13 protein-coding genes are annotated in these 18851 nt (G+C 59.7%); 4 read left to right on the plus strand and 9 right to left on the minus strand.

Features of this window, described 5'->3' with window-relative positions:
- Positions 1 to 228 precede the first annotated feature (228 nt).
- The 5 genes from topA to AC07W4_RS14485 form a co-directional block, all read right to left on the minus strand.
- The gene (gene topA, locus AC07W4_RS14465) at positions 229 to 2856 is read right to left on the minus strand and encodes a type I DNA topoisomerase (protein WP_495032880.1); all 2628 of its coding nucleotides are present in this window, start codon (positions 2854 to 2856) and stop codon (positions 229 to 231) included.
- A 114-nt stretch (positions 2857 to 2970) separates the two neighbouring features.
- Entirely contained in the window at positions 2971 to 3207 is a 237-nt protein-coding gene (locus tag AC07W4_RS14470; protein ID WP_008050054.1) for a DUF1653 domain-containing protein, read from the minus strand.
- 99 nt (positions 3208 to 3306) lie between these two features.
- Complete coding sequence (gene fadA, locus AC07W4_RS14475; RefSeq protein ID WP_008023006.1) at positions 3307 to 4482, minus strand: acetyl-CoA C-acyltransferase FadA; 1176 nt, start codon at positions 4480 to 4482, stop codon at positions 3307 to 3309.
- 29 nt (positions 4483 to 4511) lie between these two features.
- Positions 4512 to 6659, minus strand: coding sequence for a fatty acid oxidation complex subunit alpha FadB (gene fadB, locus AC07W4_RS14480; protein WP_495032881.1), 2148 nt, complete (start codon positions 6657 to 6659; stop codon positions 4512 to 4514).
- Positions 6660 to 7305: 646 nt separating this feature from the next.
- On the minus strand, positions 7306 to 7743 hold the full coding sequence (locus AC07W4_RS14485) for a hypothetical protein (protein WP_495032882.1): 438 nt from the start codon (positions 7741 to 7743) through the stop codon (positions 7306 to 7308).
- A gap of 104 nt (positions 7744 to 7847) precedes the next feature.
- On the opposite strand from AC07W4_RS14485, the gene AC07W4_RS14490 reads away from it, so the two are divergent.
- Positions 7848 to 8288, plus strand: coding sequence for a universal stress protein (locus tag AC07W4_RS14490; protein ID WP_008050059.1), 441 nt, complete (start codon positions 7848 to 7850; stop codon positions 8286 to 8288).
- Between the two features lie 191 nt (positions 8289 to 8479).
- On the opposite strand, the gene AC07W4_RS14495 is transcribed toward AC07W4_RS14490, so the two are convergent.
- Positions 8480 to 10399 carry an ATP-binding cassette domain-containing protein gene (locus AC07W4_RS14495; protein WP_008050061.1) on the minus strand — a complete coding sequence of 640 codons (1920 nt, stop codon included), beginning with the start codon at positions 10397 to 10399 and terminating at the stop codon, positions 8480 to 8482.
- Positions 10400 to 10612: 213 nt separating this feature from the next.
- On the opposite strand from AC07W4_RS14495, the gene AC07W4_RS14500 reads away from it, so the two are divergent.
- Entirely contained in the window at positions 10613 to 12541 is a 1929-nt protein-coding gene (locus AC07W4_RS14500) for a transglycosylase SLT domain-containing protein (RefSeq protein ID WP_008050063.1), read from the plus strand.
- A gap of 53 nt (positions 12542 to 12594) precedes the next feature.
- On the opposite strand, the gene AC07W4_RS14505 is transcribed toward AC07W4_RS14500, so the two are convergent.
- Entirely contained in the window at positions 12595 to 13638 is a 1044-nt protein-coding gene (locus AC07W4_RS14505; RefSeq protein WP_495032883.1) for a Fic family protein, read from the minus strand.
- A 68-nt stretch (positions 13639 to 13706) separates the two neighbouring features.
- Positions 13707 to 15482 carry an ABC transporter transmembrane domain-containing protein gene (locus AC07W4_RS14510; RefSeq protein ID WP_162130357.1) on the minus strand — a complete coding sequence of 592 codons (1776 nt, stop codon included), beginning with the start codon at positions 15480 to 15482 and terminating at the stop codon, positions 13707 to 13709.
- Between the two features lie 251 nt (positions 15483 to 15733).
- Between AC07W4_RS14510 and AC07W4_RS14515 the strand changes: the two genes are divergently transcribed.
- Positions 15734 to 15913, plus strand: a complete 180-nt coding sequence (locus AC07W4_RS14515; protein ID WP_008050068.1) for a PA1571 family protein — start codon at positions 15734 to 15736, stop codon at positions 15911 to 15913.
- A 109-nt stretch (positions 15914 to 16022) separates the two neighbouring features.
- On the opposite strand, the gene pdxB is transcribed toward AC07W4_RS14515, so the two are convergent.
- Positions 16023 to 17165: a 4-phosphoerythronate dehydrogenase PdxB gene (gene pdxB, locus AC07W4_RS14520; protein ID WP_495032884.1), complete on the minus strand. Its 1143-nt coding sequence runs from the start codon at positions 17163 to 17165 to the stop codon at positions 16023 to 16025.
- A 164-nt stretch (positions 17166 to 17329) separates the two neighbouring features.
- On the opposite strand from pdxB, the gene AC07W4_RS14525 reads away from it, so the two are divergent.
- Complete coding sequence (locus tag AC07W4_RS14525; RefSeq protein ID WP_495032885.1) at positions 17330 to 18739, plus strand: MATE family efflux transporter; 1410 nt, start codon at positions 17330 to 17332, stop codon at positions 18737 to 18739.
- Positions 18740 to 18851 lie beyond the last annotated feature (112 nt).

The raw sequence follows: 18851 nt of genomic DNA on the forward strand, positions 1-18851 counted from the left end.
AGTCCGGCTGACGCGGTCTGCCTGACGTACCGCGATTACTGGTTTTACGACTGCTTCGCAGCCGAACGCCGCCTCGCGGGCTCGGCAGCTGCTACAAAGGGTGTCGCGGCTGAAATTGCTTAACTGACTGGCATTACCGCAAGCTCCCCCTTTTTTTTGCAGGAGCACAAAAAAAGGCCGCATGAAAACCCGAGGGTTCTCATGCGGCCTTTTCATTGCCGCGAAGCTTTACGCTTTCGCAGCTGGACGCTTGTCTTCGACTTTCCACTTGCCTCCGTCGTAGAACGCCTTCCAGCCAGTCGGCTTACCGTCGACTTCGGTCTGCACGTACTGCTCCTTGGTCTTGCGGCTGTAACGGATCACCGCTGGCAGACCATCCGGATCCTTCTTCGGCGCTTCGCAGAGGAAGTGATACTTCGGATCGATCTCATCTTTGTGCGGGATGATCTCCATCACCAGCGGAGCACGGGTCTCGCGGTTTTTCGGGAACTGGCTGGCCGCCAGGAACAGACCGGATGCACCGTCGCGCAGAATGTAGGTGTCGTTGACCTTTTCGCACTTCAGCTCAGGCATTTTCACCGGATCCATCTTCGGTGGCGCCGCATCACCGCTCTTCAACAGCTTGCGGGTGTTCTTGCACGTCGCGTTGGTGCACCCGAAGAACTTGCCGAATCGGCCGGTCTTGAGTTGCATCTCGCTGCCACACTTGTCGCACTCCAGGCTCGGACCTTCATAGCCTTTGATGCGATAAGTGCCCTCTTCGATTTCGTAGCCATCGCAATCCGGATTGTTACCGCAGATGTGCAGCTTGCGCTTTTCATCGAGCAGGTAGGCGTCCATCGCCGTGCTGCAGATCGGGCAGCGATGCTTGCCACGCAACACCAGCGACTCCGACTCACCCTCGTCGTCCGCAGCGATTTCGTCGCCCGGCACCAGGTTGACGGTAGCCTTGCAGCGCTCTTTCGGCGGCAGGCTGTAGCCCGAGCAACCGAGGAACACACCGGTCGACGCGGTACGGATCTGCATCGGCCGGCCGCAGGTGGTGCACGGAATGTCTGTCATGACCGGCTGGTTGGCACGCATGCCGTTTTCCGGGCTTTCGGCTACTTCGAGTTTCTTCTTGAAGTCGCCGTAGAACTCGTCGAGCACGTTTTTCCAGTCGCGCTCGCCCTGGGCCACGTCATCGAGATGCTCTTCCATGCCGGCGGTGAAGCCGTAGTCCATCAAATGGGAGAAGCTCTCGGACAGTCGCTCGGTGACGATGTCACCCATCTTTTCCGAGTAGAAACGACGGTTGTGCAGCGCCACGTAGCCACGGTCCTGGATGGTCGAAATGATCGCCGCATAGGTCGAAGGACGACCGATGCCGCGTTTTTCCATTTCTTTTACCAGACTGGCTTCCGAGTAACGCGCCGGTGGCTTGGTGAAGTGCTGGGTCGGATCAAGCTTGATCAGCTTCATCGCGTCGCCCTGGGCCATGTCCGGCAGTACGTCGTCATCGCCCGGCTTGGCGATTTGCGGCATGACGCGGGTATAACCGTCGAACTTCAGGATGCGGCCCTTGGCGCGCAGCTCAAAGTCGCCTGCACCCACAGTGACCGTGGTCGACAGGTATTGCGCCGGCAGCATCTGGCAAGCGAGGAACTGGCGCCAGATGAGCTCATAGAGGCGCTCAGCGTCACGCTCCATGCCCGACAGCTTGCTTGGCTCGGTATTGGCGTCGGACGGACGAATCGCTTCGTGAGCCTCTTGTGCGCCTTCCTTGCTGCTGTAGACGTTCGGGGTTTCCGGCAGGTACTTCTTGCCGAACTCGCCTTCAATATAGGTACGCGCCATCGCCACGGCATCAACCGAGAGGTTGGTGGAGTCGGTACGCATATAGGTGATGTAGCCGGCTTCGTACAAACGCTGGGCCATCATCATGGTTTTCTTCACACCGAAGCCCAGGCGGTTACTCGCGGCCTGCTGCAGGGTGGAGGTGATGAACGGCGCCGACGGCTTGCTGCTGGTCGGCTTGTCTTCGCGCTTGACGATGCTGTAGCTGGAAGCCTTGAGCTTCTCCAGCGCGGCCATGGCCTGGGTTTCGTTGAGCGGCTTGAAGGCTTCGCCTTTCTCGCGGGCCACGTCGAAACGCACGGTCGCGCCCTTGGCGGTGCCGAGGTCGGCGTGAACTTCCCAGTACTCTTCCGGGATGAACGCGCGGATTTCACGTTCGCGCTCGACCACCAGCTTCACGGCAACCGATTGCACACGACCGGCGGACAAGCCGCGAGCGATCTTGGCCCACAGTAGCGGCGAAACCATGTAGCCCACGACGCGATCGAGGAAACGACGCGCCTGCTGGGCATTGACGCGGTCGATATCCAGCTCGCCTGGTTTCGAGAAGGCTTCCTGAATCGCCTTCTTGGTAATTTCGTTGAACACCACGCGCTTGTAGCGGGTGTCGTCACCACCGATGGCTTCGCGCAGGTGCCAGGCAATGGCTTCCCCCTCGCGATCCAAGTCGGTTGCGAGATAGATGGTGTCAGCATCCTTGGCGAGCCGGCGCAGCTCTTCGATGACTTTTTCCTTGCCCGGGAGGATCTCGTACTTGGCTTTCCAGCCATGGTCCGGATCGACGCCCATGCGCGCGACCAGCTGCTTGCGCGCTTTTTCTTTCGGCGACAGTGCCGGCACTTCACCCGCGGCAGCCTTGCCGCGCTTGGCGGCTGGCTCTTTGCTGGCGCTAGCCGAACCGCTGGTGGGCAGGTCTCGGATATGGCCGATACTCGACTTCACCACGTATTCGTTGCCCAAATACTTGTTGATGGTCTTGGCCTTAGCCGGGGATTCCACAATGACCAGCGATTTGCCCATGGATCGGAAAATTCCTGAATTCGAGAAGTGAAAGGCGGTTGGCGCCTGACGCGGCACCGCTATATATAGTGGCAACAAGGTGAGGTCAAGCGCAGGGTTTTGCGCGCACTCAGCTTATGGCTTGTTAAAAAGGCTTTCTTCGGCCTGCACCAAAGCAAAGCGTGGCACCTGTTCACCGTCAACCTCGACGGACTCCAGGAACATGCTCAAGGGACGCACCCAAAAGCCGTAATCGCCATACAGGGCTTGATAGAAGACCACTTCTTCTTCGGTTTCCGAATGCCGCGCAACACTGAATACGCGGTACTGCGGACCTTTGTAATGTTGGTAGAGCCCAGGTTGTATCGGCATGCTTTGGCCCTCGTTCAAATTTTTTCAAAATAAAAGCAAAAATAAATCCGGAAAAACAAAAACCGGGGCACTTGGCCCCGGCTTCCATCAACGAGACGCTTAAACGCGTTCGAAGACGGTGGAGATGCCTTGGCCGAGACCAATGCACATGGTGGCTACCCCGAAGGTACCGCCATTCTGCTTCATCACATTGAGCAAAGTGCCGGAGATCCGCGCACCGGAGCAACCGAACGGGTGGCCCAGGGCGATCGCGCCGCCGTGCAGGTTAACCTTCTCGTTCATCTTGTCGAGTACTTTCAGATCTTTCAGCACCGGCAGGGCCTGTGCGGCGAAAGCTTCGTTGAGCTCGAAGAAGTCGATGTCGGAGATACCCAGACCCGCGCGCTTCAGTGCTTTTTGTGTGGCCGGTACTGGACCATAGCCCATGATTGCCGGATCCACACCTGCCACCGCCATCGAACGAATCACCGCCAGAGGCTGGATGCCCAGGTCCTGTGCGCGCTGCGCCGACATCACGATCATGCACGAGGCACCATCGGTGATCTGCGACGAGGTACCGGCTGTCACGGTGCCGCCCTTCGGATTGAATGCCGGCTTCAGAGCCGCCAGGCTTTCCAGGGTGGTTTCCGGACGAATGGTTTCGTCGTAGTCGAAGGTTTTCAGGAAACCGTTCTCGTCGTAGCCCTGCATCGGGATGATTTCGTCCTTGAACTTGCCTTCCACCGTCGCCTTGTGGGCGAGTTGGTGGGAGCGCACGCCGAAAGCGTCCTGCTGCTCGCGAGTGATGCCGTGCATTTTGCCCAGCATTTCCGCGGTCAGGCCCATCATGCCCGAGGCTTTCGCCGCGTACAGCGACATGTGCGGGTTCGGATCGACACCGTGCATCATGCTCACGTGGCCCATATGCTCGACGCCACCCACCACGAAAACGTCACCGTTGCCGGTCATGATCGCTTGCGCGGCAGTGTGCAGAGCGCTCATGGACGAGCCGCACAGGCGGCTGACGGTCTGGCCGGCCGAGGTGTGCGGGATCTGGGTCATCAGCGACGCCATGCGCGCGATGTTCCAGCCCTGCTCCAGGGTCTGGTTCACACAGCCCCAGATCACGTCTTCGACTTCGTTCGGGTCGACCTTGACGTTACGTTCCAGCAGTTTGCTGATCAGGTGCGCCGACATGTCTTCGGCGCGGGTGTTGCGGTGCATGCCGCCCTTGGAGCGGCCCATCGGAGTACGACCGAAGTCGACAATCACGACGTCTCTAGGATTCAAGCTCATAAGTTCACTCTCACTCTAGTTGGGGGCGCTTAACCGAAGAAGCTCTGGCCGTTCTTGGCCATTTCGCGCAGCTTCGCGGTCGGGTGGTACAGCGCGCCCAAATCAGCGTACTGGTCAGCCAGGGCAACGAACTCTGCCACACCGATCGAATCGATGTAACGCAGCGCACCGCCACGGAATGGAGGGAAACCAATACCGTAGACCAGACCCATGTCGGCTTCGGCAGCGGTTTCGACGATGCCGTCTTCCAGGCAACGCACGGTTTCCAGGCACAGCGGGATCATCATCCAGTTGATGATGTCTTCGTCGGTGACTTCGCGTTGTTCAAAGACGATCGGCTTGAGCACTTCCAGCACCGAAGGATCGGCCACTTTCTTCTGCTTGCCCTTCTTGTCGGTCTCGTAGGCGTAGAAGCCCTTGCCGTTCTTCTGGCCCAGGCGCTTGGCTTCATAGAGCACGTCGACGGCCGAGCGACGGTCGTCCTTCATGCGGTCCGGGAAGCCTTCAGCCATCACGTCACGACCGTGGTGACCGGTGTCGATGCCGACCACGTCCATCAGGTAGGCCGGGCCCATAGGCCAGCCGAACTTTTCCATGATCTTGTCGATACGGACGAAGTCCACACCGGCGCTGACCAGCTTGGCGAAACCGCCGAAGTACGGGAACAGGACGCGGTTGACCAGGAAGCCCGGGCAGTCGTTGACGACGATCGGGTTCTTGCCCATTTTCTTGGCATAGGCAACGGTGGTGGCAACCGCCAGCTCGCTGGACTTCTCGCCACGGATCACTTCCACCAGCGGCATCATGTGCACCGGGTTGAAGAAGTGCATGCCGACGAAGTTTTCCGGACGCTTGAGGGCCTTGGCCAGCAAGGTGATGGAAATGGTCGAAGTGTTGGACGCCAGGATGGTGTCCTCCTTGACCTTGTCTTCAACTTCAGCCAGTACCGCTTGCTTGACCTTCGGGTTCTCGACGACCGCTTCGACCACCAGGTCCACGTGACCGAAATCACCGTAGGACAGGGTTGGACGAATGCCGTTGAGCACTTCAGCCATTTTCGCGGCGGTCATGCGACCTTTATCAACGCGGCCAACCAGCAGCTTGGCGGCTTCGGCCAGACCCTGCTCGATACCGTGCTCGTTGATGTCCTTCATCAGGATCGGCGTGCCTTTGGAAGCCGACTGATAGGCGATACCGCCACCCATGATGCCCGCGCCCAGTACGGCGGCCTGCTTCACGTCCCTGGCGATTTCGTCGTAGGCCTTGGCCTTTTTCTTCAGTTCCTGATCGTTCAGGAACAAGCCGATCAAGCTCTGCGCGGCAGAGGTCTTGGCCAGCTTGACGAAACCGGCAGCTTCGATTTCCAGCGCCTTGTCGCGACCGAAGTTCGCGGCTTTCTGGATGGTCTTGATCGCTTCAACCGGCGCCGGGTAGTTCGGGCCAGCCTGGCCGGCGACGAAACCCTTGGCGGTTTCGAAAGCCATCATTTGTTCAATGGCGTTCAGCTTGAGTTTTTCCAGCTTCGGCTGGCGCTTGGCCTTGTAGTCGAACTCGCCGGAGATGGCGCGCTTGATCAGTTCCAGCGCGGCATTCTGCAGCTGCTCAGGAGCTACCACCGCGTCGACGGCGCCGACTTTCAGCGCGTCTTCAGGACGGTTTTCCTTGCCGGCGGCAATCCATTCGATGGCGTTGTCGGCGCCGATCAGGCGCGGCAGACGCACGGTACCGCCAAAGCCCGGGTAGATGCCCAGCTTGACTTCCGGCAGACCGATCTTGGCTTTGGTGGACATGACGCGGTAGTCCGCCGCCAGGCACATTTCCAGACCACCACCCAACGCGATGCCGTTGATGGCAACAACAGTCGGGACATTGAGGTCTTCGAAATCGCTGAAAATCTTGTTGGCTTCGAGGTTGCCAGCAACAAGTTCTGCATCCGGCAGCTTGAAGTTGTCGACAAATTCGGTGATGTCGGCGCCGACGATGAACACGTCCTTGCCACTGCTGACGATCACGCCCTTGATCGAAGCATCTGCCTTGATGGTGTCTACGGCCTGACGCAGTTCGTTCAGGGTTAGACGGTTGAACTTGTTGACGGACTCACCCTTGAGGTCGAACTTCAGTTCGACGATGCCACTTTCAAGAGCCTTAACCGTGATGGCTTTACCTTCGTAAATCATCAACTGATCTCCACGATATGGAAGCTGAACAGTACACGTCGGACGCAGGCGAAGGCTTCGCAGGGACGTTAATCGTCGATGCTACGCCTATCCACCCGGCACACCCGCCAACGCGATAGTCGGGATTCTGTAGGAGCGGTCTGAAATACAAACGCTCAATTCATACGCCCGTTTGATTTGGGTACGTCACCTTCACGGAATTTCCGACAATTGTCAATCGCCTGAAACACGGGTTGAAACGCGACTTTCCGGTCATATCCGTACTGCGAAGACCTTAAACACGCCGAAGCATGCAAGGTCATTCATAGAATCAATTGTTAGAAAATTCGCCCTAATTCGCTGCAGCCCATGTTTAACAAGCTACGCTGGCGGAACCCAGGGGAAAATTGTGAACGCTTTTGACGAATGCCCAGCGTAAGATCAGCCAACACCGATTTACCGGCCTGCCTGGCCAACCCGCCCGATGATTTTGTCGGGCTTTTTATTGCCTTCTGTAGCAGCTGCCGAGCCTGCGAGGCTGCGTTCGGCTGCGAAGCAGTCGTAAATCAGGCACCGTGGTACATCAGGCTGATCGTGCGCTCAGGGTTTACGACGACTTCGTCGCCGAACGCAACCTCGCAGGCTCGGCAGCTGCTACAGATCGGATTCAGGCGAGGGCTTTGAGGGTGGCATCGATCTGTTGCAACACCTCGGCCTCGCCTTTCTCGCCCCAATACAAGGCGATTATTTGCTTGTCGGCCTCGACCTTGAAGACATTGCCCGGCATTTTTTCAAAATGATCGAGCAGCGCCCGATCTTCACAGACTTCCTGCCACTGATTGACCCAGACACCCGGTGATTTTTGCCAGTAACTCCAGCACGCCGGCTGACTGCCACGTCGTGGACGATGGTACTGGGCGCAGGGGCTCGGCGGCTCCTGGCTGAGCCAGTGTGGCCACTCCTGGGGCGCCAATTGCATGGCCAGGCCGATGCGCCGGGCCTCCATCCGCAAGGCTATGCGCCCGCTCTGAGCTCGCGACGGCCGCAACCATGCCAGCGGGCTCAGCACCACCAACAGGATTGACACCACTATCCAGACCGTCATATCTGTACTCCCGAATTTGAATGAGCCCATTGTGTCACTTTGGAACCAATGCGCTTGAAACCAGCCATACTTACCAATATTGCATCCCTCAGGAGGAGCACCTCATGCCCTACAACCATATTCTGGTCGCTGTAGATCTGACCGAAGAGTGCGACCCTGTGATTCACCGCGCTCGCGAACTGTCGGTGAGCAACGGTGCGAAATTGTCGCTGGTGCACATTGTCGAGCCGATGGCGATGGCCTTCGGCGGCGACGTGCCGATGGACCTGTCACAACTGCAACAGCAGCAGTTCGATCAGGCCAAGGAGCGCCTTGAACGCCTGAAGCACAAATACTCAGAGCTTGAGGGCTCCAATTGCCACCTCACCTACGGCCAGCCACGCCAGGAAATCCATCACTTCGCCAAAGAACAGCAGTGCGACCTGATCGTGGTGGGCAGCCATGGCAGACATGGCCTGGCATTGCTGCTGGGTTCCACCGCCAACGATGTACTGCATGGCGCGCCTTGCGATGTGCTGGCGGTGCGCCTGCAAAACAAATCCTGACAACACGCATCAATGTGGGAGCGGGCTTGCTCGCGAATGAGGTGTGACAGTCGACATATTCGTTGAATGTTGAACCGCTTTCGCGAGCAAGCCCGCTCCCACATGGGATCTACAGCAGCCCGCAGATTGTATTGCATACGAAAAGCCCGGCGCTCATCACTGAACGCCGGGCTTTTTTATTGCAGGATCAATCAGGCATCCAGCTCGGCCCAACGCTCGACCATCACGTCGAGTTCAGCCTGCAACTGCTCCAGCTGAGCAATCACCGCAGCGGTTTCAGCAGCAGGACGCTGGTAGAAGCCGGCATCCGCCATTTGCGCTTCAACGGCGGCAATCTGCTGCTCCATGGCTTCGATCTGGCCCGGCAACGCTTCCAGTTCGCGCTGCAACTTGTAGCTGAGCTTTTTCTTTGCCACTGGCGCTTCGACGACTGCAGCAACCGGCGCAGGCTCGGCCTTTACCACCGCGGAGTTCAGGTCGGCCTTGCCGGACTTGCTCTCGGTCACGCCCAGCAGGCGCGGCGAGCCGCCCTGGCGCAGCCAGTCCTGATAGCCACCGACGTACTCGCGAACCTTGCCTTCACCTTCGAAGACCAGGGTGCTGGTGACCACGTTGTCGAGGAATGCCCGGTCGTGGCTGACCATCAGTACGGTGCCGTTGAAGGTCAGCAAGACCTCTTCGAGCAATTCGAGGGTTTCGACGTCGAGGTCGTTGGTCGGTTCGTCGAGTACCAGCAGGTTCGCCGGCTTGCTGAACAGCTTGGCCAGCAACAGACGGGCGCGCTCGCCACCGGACAGCGCCTTGACCGGCGTGCGGGCACGCTGGGGGCTGAACAGGAAGTCACCGAGGTAACTCAGCACGTGGCGGCTCTGGCCGTCGATATCGATGAAGTCGCGACCCTCGGCCACGTTGTCGATCACGGTTTTTTCCAGGTCCAGCTGATGGCGCAACTGGTCGAAGTAGGCGACATCGATCCTGGTACCCTCTTCAACCTTGCCGCTGGTCGGCTGCAAGCCGCTGAGCATCAGCTTCAGCAGCGTGGTCTTGCCGGTACCGTTGGCGCCGAGCAGACCGATACGGTCGCCACGCTGCAGCACCATGGAGAAGTCCTTGATCAGGAACGGGCCATCCGGGTGAGCGAAGCTCACGTTATCCAGGACCATTACTTGCTTGCCGGACTTGTCGGCGGTTTCCAGCTGGATATTGGCCTTGCCGGTACGCTCACGACGCTCGCTGCGCTCGACACGCAAGGCCTTGAGTGCACGCACGCGACCTTCGTTACGGGTACGACGGGCCTTGATGCCCTGGCGAATCCACACTTCTTCCTGGGCCAGGCGCTTGTCGAACAGCGCGTTTGCGGTTTCTTCGGCCGCCAGCGCGGCTTCCTTGTGCACGAGGAAACTGGCGTAGTCGCCGTTCCAGTCGATCAGGCCGCCGCGATCCAGTTCGAGGATGCGGGTTGCCAGGTTCTGCAGGAAAGAACGGTCGTGCGTGATGAACAGCACGGCGCCCTGGAAATCCTTCAGCGCCTCTTCAAGCCAGGCGATGGCACCGATGTCCAGGTGGTTGGTTGGTTCGTCGAGCAGCAGCAGGTCCGGCTCGGACACCAGGGCCTGGGCCAGCAGGACGCGACGACGCCAGCCGCCGGACAACTCGGCGAGGGTCTTGTCGGCCGGCAGTTGCAGGCGGCTCAGGGTGCTGTCGACCAGCGTCTGCAAGCGCCAGCCATCGCGGGCTTCGAGGTCGTGCTGGACGTGCATCAGTTTGTCCAGATCGGCATCGGTGACGATGTTCTGGCTCAGGTGGTGATATTCGGCGAGCAAGGCGCCAACGCCGTCCAGGCCTTCGGCCACCACGTCGAACACTGTCCGCTCGTCGGCCACCGGCAATTCTTGCGGCAATTCGCCGATCTTGAGCCCGGGCGCGCGCCAAACGGAGCCGTCATCGGGCTTTTGGTCGCCCTTGACGAGCTTCATCATGCTGGACTTGCCAGTGCCGTTGCGGCCGATGATGCACACCCGCTCACCACGGGCGATCTGCCAGGACACCTTGTCCAACAACGGCATAGCGCCGAAAGCAAGGGACACATCGCTGAATTTGAGCAGGGTCATGAGCTTCTCCAAAAACCGGGCGCGCATTCTACCTGACTTGAGGCTCCAGAAGGCCGGCAATTTCACTCTCGTAGCACTCTGCATGACAAATGTTGCGAACTGATGCGGGAAGACCCGCAAAGCTTTCACCGGCTGCTGGCAAAAGGCTAAGCTACAGACAATTCAGCGCGGGCCCGGCCCGCGCTTGTCATGTTTTCTCTGCCTGGACGTCTCATGCGCAGTCGCCTTTTCAATCTTTTATCTGCTTTTTTACTGTCTGCCGCTGCCGTTCAATCCGCCCAGGCGGTGGACCTGTCCACCCAACGCCAGTATTACGATGAAGCCAAGCGCGCCTTGGCCAAGGGCGATAGCGGCCCGTATTTCCGTTACAGCCAGGCCCTCGCCGATTATCCGCTGGAACCCTACCTGGCGTACGACGAGCTGACCGCGCGGCTTAAAACCGCGAGCAACGCCGAAATCGAGAAATTCCTCGCCGAACACGGTGACCTGCCCCAGGCCAACTGGATGAAGCTGCGCTGGTTGCGCTGGCTGGCGGATCGGGGTGACTGGGCGACCTTCGTCAAGTATTACGACCCGAAAATGAACTTCACCGAGCTGGACTGCCTGAATGCGCAGTACCAGCTCAGCCACAATCTCAAGGCCGAAGGTAATGCCAACGCCGAAAAACTCTGGCTGACCGGCAAATCCCAACCCGAAGCCTGTGACACGCTGTTCGGCATGTGGGCCGCCGAAGGCCAGTTGACCGAACAAAAACGCTGGGAGCGCGCCAAGCTCGCGGCCCAGGCGCGCAACTACCCGCTGGCCAACAGTCTGGTCAATGGCATGGCCACCCTCGCCCCTCGCGGTCGCTTGCTGGTGGACGTCGCGCAGAAACCGGAACTGCTCAACCAGCCATCACGCTTCACCCCGGCCGATGAAGCCATGTCCGACGTGGTCAGCCTCGGTCTGCGCCGCCTGGCCCGCCAGGATCCGGACAGAGCCATGAATCTGCTCGACGGCTACGCCAGCAGCATGCATTTCTCCCGGGATGAAAAAGTGGCGATCGCCCGGGAAATCGGGCTGACCCTCGCCAAACGTTTCGATGGTCGAGCCCTGGACGTCATGACCAAATACGACCCGGAGCTGCGCGACAATACGGTTTCCGAATGGCGCCTGCGCCTGCTCCTGCGCCTGGCGCGCTGGGACGATGCCTATCAGTTGACCCGCCGCCTGCCCCAGGACCTGGCCAACACCAACCGCTGGCGTTACTGGCAGGCCCGCAGCCTGGAACTGGCGCAGCCGCAGAATCCGGAGGCCCTGACACTCTATAAGAACCTGGCCCGCGAACGCGACTTCTATGGTTTCCTCGCCGCCGATCGCTCACAGTCGCCCTACTCGCTGCTCAACAAACCGCTGGTGCTCAGCCAGGCCACCATCAACAAGGTGCGCAATACCCCCGGCGTGCGCCGCGCCCTGGAGCTGCACGCCCGCGGGCAGATCGTCGATGGCCGGCGCGAGTGGTACTACGTCAGCCGTCACTTCAGCCGCGACGAAATGGTCGCCCAAGCCAAACTGGCCTACGACCTGAAGTGGTATTTCCCGGCGATCCGCACCATCAGTCAGGCGCAGTATTGGGATGACCTGGATATCCGTTTCCCGATGGCCCACCGCAATACGCTGGTGCGTGAAGCGAAGAACCGCGGCCTGCACCCAAGCTGGGCGTTCGCCATCACCCGCCAGGAAAGTGCGTTCATGGACGACGCCCGCTCCGGGGTCGGCGCTTCGGGCCTGATGCAACTGATGCCCGCCACCGCCAAGGAAACCGCACGCAAGTTCAGCATTCCCTATAGCTCGCCACAGCAACTGCTGGATCCGGACAAGAACATCCAGCTCGGCGCCGCGTATTTGAGCCAGGTACACAGCCAGTTCAACGGCAACCGCGTCCTCGCCTCCGCCGCCTACAACGCCGGCCCCGGCCGAGTGCGCCAGTGGCTGCGCGGTGCGGACCACCTGAGTTTCGACGTGTGGGTGGAAAGCATTCCGTTCGACGAAACCCGCCAGTACGTGCAAAACGTGCTGTCGTATTCGGTGATCTATGGCGACAAGCTCAACTCACCACAGCCGATCGTGGATTGGCACGAGCGGTTCTTCGACGATCAATGATTCAAATCAACTCGTAAAAAAGCCCGCATCACAGATGCGGGCTTTTTTAATGCTCAAGGTTTCTTCGCCGACTTGAGCCGTGCGAAGACCTGTTTTCCAAGCTGGGTCAGGCGATACTTTTGTGCCGGACTACTTGGCGATTCGGGATAGGTCATTTCTATCCATTCGACCGCTAATGCAGGCCGGAGATAGTTAGCCCTGAAGGTCGCCTTGTGCACCAATCCGATGTCAGCCATCAATTCGCTGATCTTTCGCGGACCGTTAACATTCAGCACAGAAAGCAACTTCTCTACTGAGTCGGTTACCAGGTCGGTTACTGGGTCGATTTCTGGCTCAGCCAGTACTGCCTCCGAGAGTGCAACACTCATAGCTTGCAACATGAACTCTACGAAAGGTGTGGATTCGGCCAATTGATCGGCCGCCGACAATGCCGCGTAGTACGCCTCCTGCTGATCCCGAATCACCGCCTCAACCGGCAAATAAGACAATGCCGGGCGCCACTGACTGAGTATCAGGGTTTGCCAAAGGCGTCCCATACGTCCGTTACCGTCAGCGAAGGGATGGATAAACTCGAACTCATAATGAAAGACGCAACTGGCAATCAGCGGATGCCAATCCGAGGCACGCAGCCACGCCAACAAGTCGTCAATCAAGTGCACAACGCGACTCGGCGGCGGCGCCATATGGATCAACTTGTCGCCACGATAGATACCCACGCCGGCTCGGCGGAACTGCCCGCATTCATCAATCAATCCGCCCATCAGCAATTCATGAGCACGCAGTAAATCGTTCCGGCTGCTTGGCTGCCAATCAGGCATGGCTTCGTAAGCAGCAAACGCATTTCGTACTTCCTGGATTTCCCGAGGCAACCCCAGCACACGCTGCCCCGCCAGAATGGCAGTCACCTGCTCGATGCTCAGCGTATTGTTTTCGATGGCCAAAGAAGCCTGAATCGTTCGAATCCGATTGCCACGACGCAATTGAGGCGTCTGCAGGCGTTCGTCCATCGCTGTAAGCTGACCGATCTGTTCGCTGATATCGGCGATGAGCGACAACATTTTCGTCGTCAAGGTCAACGGTGGTTGATAACGGCTCATACCTTCATCCGGGCTCATAACAGAGGACGACATAATGCCCGAACCGGGCGTCATTCATTAGTGGTCATTCATGCCGCTTCATGTCCATCACTGAACTGCAACGCCGCCAACCGGGCATACAGGGCATTGCTGGCAATCAGCTCCTGATGCGTGCCCACCGCCACCAGTTTCCCTTGGTCCATCACCGCGATTCGGTCGGCGTTTTTCACCGTGGCCAGGCGATGGGCGATGACCAGGGTGGTACGGTTTTTCATCAGGCTTGGCAGCGCCTGCTGGATCAGGTGTTCGCTCTGGGCGTCGAGGGCGCTGGTGGCTTCGTCCAGGAGCAGGATCGGCGCGTCCACCAGTAATGCGCGGGCGATGGCCAGGCGTTGGCGCTGGCCGCCGGACAAACCGAGACCGCCGTCCCCCAGATGAGTCTGGTAACCGTTGGGCATGGCTTCGATAAAGTCATGGGCGTAAGCGATTTTTGCCGCTTCCTGCACCTCGGCCAATGTCGCCTGCGGATTGCCGTAGCGAATGTTTTCTTCAATGCTGCCGAAAAACAGCGCCGGGGTTTGCGACACCAGGGCGAAACAGCGGCGCAGGTCCAACGGATCAAGCTGAGTCAACGGCACGCCATCGAGCAGGATGCGCCCCTCGGCCGGGTCGTAAAAACGCAGCAGCAAGTCATACACCGTGGATTTGCCGGCCCCTGACGGCCCGACCAGCGCCAGCGTCTCACCGGCATTGATGGTCAGGCTCAACCCGTCGACGGCATAGCTTTCAGGCCGCGACGGGTAGGAAAAACGCACATTGTGCAGCTGCAATTGGCCATCGACCCGCTCCGGCAGTTTCACCGCGCCCGCCACTGGCGGCAGGATGATGTTTTCCGAACGCAGCAACTCGGCAATCCGCTCGGCCGCGCCGGCTGCCCGCTGCAGCTCGCCAATCACCTCGCTCAAGGTGCCGAACGCACTGCCGACGATCAGGCTGTAGAACACGAACGCTGCCAGCTCGCCGGCGGAAATTCGCCCGGCGATGACATCCATGCCGCCGACCCAGAGCATCACCCCGACCGCACCCAGAACCAACACGATCACCAGGGTAATCAGCCAGGCTCGCTGAAAGATGCGCTTTCGTGCGGTGTTGAACGCCTCTTCCACGGTCACGGCAAACCGGCGCTCGTCCTGGGCCTGATGGTTGTAGGCCTGTACGGTCTTGATCTGGCCCAGGGTTTCCGACACATAGCTGCCGATATCGGCAATCCGGTCCTGGCTCAGGCGCGAGAGGTTACGCACCCGGCGCCCGAAGATCAGGATCGGCGCGATCACCAGGGGCAAGGCGACCACCACGATGCTGGTGAGCTTGGGGTTGGTGATGAACAACAGGACGATCCCGCCGATCACCATCAACAGATTGCGCAGGAACAATGACAGCGAAGAGCCGATGACCGATTGCAGCAGCGTGGTGTCGGCGGTCAGGCGGGACTGGATTTCCGAACTGCGATTGTCTTCGTAAAACCCCGGGTGCAGATAGATCAGATGATTGAACACGTTGCGACGGATGTCGGCGACACAGCGTTCGCCGATCCACGACACCAGGTAAAACCGTGCAAAGGTTCCGATCGCCAACCCCGCCACCAGCAACATGAACAGACCGATGGACTGATTGAGCAGGTGCGGTGACTGGGTCATGAACCCCTTGTCCACCAGCAGACGGATGCCCTGCCCCATGGACAAGGTGATGCCGGCGGTGGCGATCAACGCCAGCAAGGCGCCAAAGGCCTGCCAGCGATACGGCGCGATAAAACGACTGGCCAGGCGAATGGCACGGCGGTGACGGGCAGAGAGCATCGTAATCATCCTGGTCAAGGCAGTCATTAGGGTCAGCCTATACCGCTCAATGGGGTGGCTCGCTGCAAATCACAATGAGTCGGGTTGATTATGTCCACCAACACTAGAGGCTAGACGCTATTGATCTAAAGTTCGGGTAGCCACGGGAAGGCATTTCTGCTGGACTGGTTCTGTCCCCCCGGAAAGATCGCAGGGAGTTGTCACAGCCCGGTCACCTGGCGGTTCTACAGTAAGCTAACAACCTGATGAGGAGACAGGCCATGTCCTTGCAATACAGCAGCGATGACAAGATTCAAGTGATCCGCACGCAACCAGACCAGTCTCTGGGTTGCTCGATTATTGACGAGCAGGGTCGCGAAGTACCGATCACTGAAGAAATGATCCAGAAAGCTTGCAGCGAACTGGAAAAGCGATTGGTCAAACCTGCCGAACAAAAGTGATATAGCCACCGTCTTCTTGACCCGGCCCATAGTTGGCCGGGTTTTTTATGGGCGCCTGTCCGGACATTGTGGGGCGCCCTTCGCGAGCAAGTCGGATCGCCACGGTCTATCAGATTGCCGTCGCCCCCAACGCCGCCACAATCCTGCGCAACTCAGGCGCATCCCCCTCGATCCGCACCTGCAGCCCGTCGATCTCGCGGCGCGACGGGTATTGCTTGCGCAGCACATCGAATGCCGCACGCTGCTCGCCGACACTGCCGACCAGGCTGCGGCGGAAATCGGCATCGTCACGACGCGGGTCATACACGCCACGGCACAGCATCGCCAACGCCCAGGCCGGGTCGCTTTGCGCATTGAGGGTCACATGCGACAGCCACGGTGCCGGCAGCAAATCACCCAGGCTGAGGCGGGCCGGTTGCCCGAGGAAATCGCAATAGGCCTGATAAATCTGCGCGGTGCCCCGCTGCTTGCCGTCGAGGCTGTAACCGGCAATGTGTGGCGTTGCCAGTACGCAGAGTTCGGCCAACGCCACATCGACTTCAGGCTCGCCTTCCCAGACATCGAGCACCGCTTGCAGGTCTTCGCGCTCCAGCAGCACGTCGCGCAGTGCCGCGTTGTTGACCACCGGCCCGCGACTGGCATTGATCAGCCAGGTGCCGGACCTGAGCTGGTTCAGACGTTTTTCATCGAACAAGTGCCAGGTCGATTGCTGACCCTGCTTGGTCAATGGCGTGTGCAGGCTGATGACGTCGCACTCGTCGATGATCTGCTCGAGGCTGACGTAATCCCCGCCTTCCGCAGCTTGCCGAGGTGGATCGCACACCTGCACCTTCCAGCCCAGGCCTTGCAGGACCTTGACCAACCGGCCACCCACTTCGCCGGCACCGACCACGCCGTAGGTGCGCCGAGTCAGGTCGACACCTTCGATTTCAGCCAGGGTCAGCAGACTGCCGAGCACATAGTCGACCACGCCGCGGGCATTGCAGCCCGGCGCGCTGGACCAGGTGATACCGGCCTGCTGAAAGTAATTCAGGTCCAGATGATCGGTGCCGATGGTGCACGTACCGACAAAGCGCACCTTGCTGCCCTCGAGCAGCGCGCGATTGACGTTGGTCACCGAACGCACCAACAACACATCGGCCTGCTCGACCGTGGCGCGGTCGATGGCCCGACCCGGTACCCGGCGGATTTCACCGAAACCTCCGAAGAAGGCATCGAGCAGGGGGATATTTTCGTCGGCAACAATCAGCATGGCAGGCTCCTTTGGGGGATCGGCAGTTTAGGCGTAGATACCTCATCGCGCCTAGCACGCCGCTCGCAGATGATTACAAATCCACAACACGGGTCTTTTCCTGACTGGCGCGTCAACGCGTAGAATGCGCGCCTGTGCATCAATACCTTTTGGACGTTTCGCCATTGAATCCTGTAATTGAGAATACCGCCGCCATTGCTCCGGCGCGGACGACGCCCGTTCGCCTGGAACTCAAAGGCCTGCTCAGCCTGGCCCTGCCCATCATGATCGCGCAACTGGCCACCACGGCCATGGGCTTCGTCGATGCGGTGATGGCCGGCCGCGTCAGCCCGCGGGACCTGGCCTCTGTGGCCTTGGGCAATTCGATCTGGATTCCGGTCTACCTGTTGATGTCCGGCGTCCTGCTGGCCACTACACCCAAGGTCGCGCAACGCTTTGGCGCCGGTCAATTTGACGAAATCGGCCCGCTGGTACGCCAGGCGTTGTGGCTCGCACTGTGTGTCGGGTTGATCGGCAGTGGCCTGCTGCTCGGCGCCGAGCCGATCCTGCACTGGATGAAAGTCGATCCGCAATTGATCGAGCCGAGCATGGGTTACCTGCACGGGATCGCCTTCGGCTTGCCGGGCATGGCGTTTTATTACGTGCTGCGCTGCTACAGCGATGGCATGGGGCGGACCCGTCCGAGCATGGTCATCGGCTTGTGCGGTCTACTGTTGAACATCCCCCTGAACTACACGTTGATCTACGGCCATTTCGGCGCACCGGCCCTGGGCGGCGTCGGTTGCGGCTGGGCCAGCGGCATCGTGATGTGGTTCATGGCGCTGAGTATGGCCGGCTGGACCTTCTGGGCCCCCTTCTATGCCCGTACCCGTGTGCTGGTGTGCTTCGACCGCCCGAAGTGGGCCGTGATCAAGCGCCTGGTCAGCATTGGCCTGCCGATCGGTATCGCCGTCTTCGCCGAGTCCAGCATCTTCGCGGTCATTGCCCTGTTGATCGGCAGTCTGGGCTCCACCGTGGTGGCCGGGCATCAAATCGCCCTGAATATCAGCTCGTTGCTGTTCATGATTCCTTACTCCCTGGGCATGGCGGTGACCGTGCGGGTTGGCCAGGCACTGGGGGCCGGCAACCCCTGGCAGGCGCGCTTCGCGGCGAAAGTCGGGCTCGGCGCGGCACTGGTGTTCGCGGCGTTTTCGGCGGCCCTGATCCTGCTGCTGCGCGAACCTATCGCCTCGATCTACACGCCTGACAAGGCCGTGATCCAGATAGCGTCGATGTTGATTGTGTACGCCGCGCTGTACCAGTTTTCCGATGCCATCCAGGTGATTTGCGCGGGCGCGCTGCGTGGATACCAGGACACCCGGGTGACGATGATCCTGACCTTGTTCGCCTATTGGGGCATCGGCCTGCCGGTCGGCTACGTGCTGGGGCTGACCGATTGGTTCGGCCCGGCCAGCGGCCCGAGCGGGCTGTGGGAAGGGTTGATTGCCGGTTTGAGCTGTGCGGCGCTGATGCTGTCGATCCGCCTGACGCTCAGTGCGCGCAAACGGATTCGTAATAGCCAATCAATGGGCTAAGCGCACACAAAAAAAGACCTGCACTGGTTAATGCCAGTCAGTTAAGCGAACCCAGACGCTACGCCTTCTTTGTAGCAGCTGCCGAAGGCTGCGTCCGGCTGCGCAGCAGTCG

It is taken from the genome of Pseudomonas sp. GW821-FHT02A08 (assembly GCF_059422045.1).

Coding starts and splice junctions, on each gene's coding strand:
- AC07W4_RS14505 (WP_495032883.1), bottom strand. CDS start 13,638: ATGAGCCGTTATCAACCACCGTTGACCTTGACGACGAAAATGTTGTCG.
- AC07W4_RS14490 (WP_008050059.1), top strand. CDS start 7,848: ATGCCCTACAACCATATTCTGGTCGCTGTAGATCTGACCGAAGAGTGC.
- AC07W4_RS14495 (WP_008050061.1), bottom strand. CDS start 10,399: ATGACCCTGCTCAAATTCAGCGATGTGTCCCTTGCTTTCGGCGCTATG.
- AC07W4_RS14470 (WP_008050054.1), bottom strand. CDS start 3,207: ATGCCGATACAACCTGGGCTCTACCAACATTACAAAGGTCCGCAGTAC.
- AC07W4_RS14515 (WP_008050068.1), top strand. CDS start 15,734: ATGTCCTTGCAATACAGCAGCGATGACAAGATTCAAGTGATCCGCACG.
- fadA (WP_008023006.1), bottom strand. CDS start 4,482: ATGAGCTTGAATCCTAGAGACGTCGTGATTGTCGACTTCGGTCGTACT.
- AC07W4_RS14485 (WP_495032882.1), bottom strand. CDS start 7,743: ATGACGGTCTGGATAGTGGTGTCAATCCTGTTGGTGGTGCTGAGCCCG.
- pdxB (WP_495032884.1), bottom strand. CDS start 17,165: ATGCTGATTGTTGCCGACGAAAATATCCCCCTGCTCGATGCCTTCTTC.
- topA (WP_495032880.1), bottom strand. CDS start 2,856: ATGGGCAAATCGCTGGTCATTGTGGAATCCCCGGCTAAGGCCAAGACC.
- AC07W4_RS14510 (WP_162130357.1), bottom strand. CDS start 15,482: ATGATTACGATGCTCTCTGCCCGTCACCGCCGTGCCATTCGCCTGGCC.
- fadB (WP_495032881.1), bottom strand. CDS start 6,659: ATGATTTACGAAGGTAAAGCCATCACGGTTAAGGCTCTTGAAAGTGGC.
- AC07W4_RS14500 (WP_008050063.1), top strand. CDS start 10,613: ATGCGCAGTCGCCTTTTCAATCTTTTATCTGCTTTTTTACTGTCTGCC.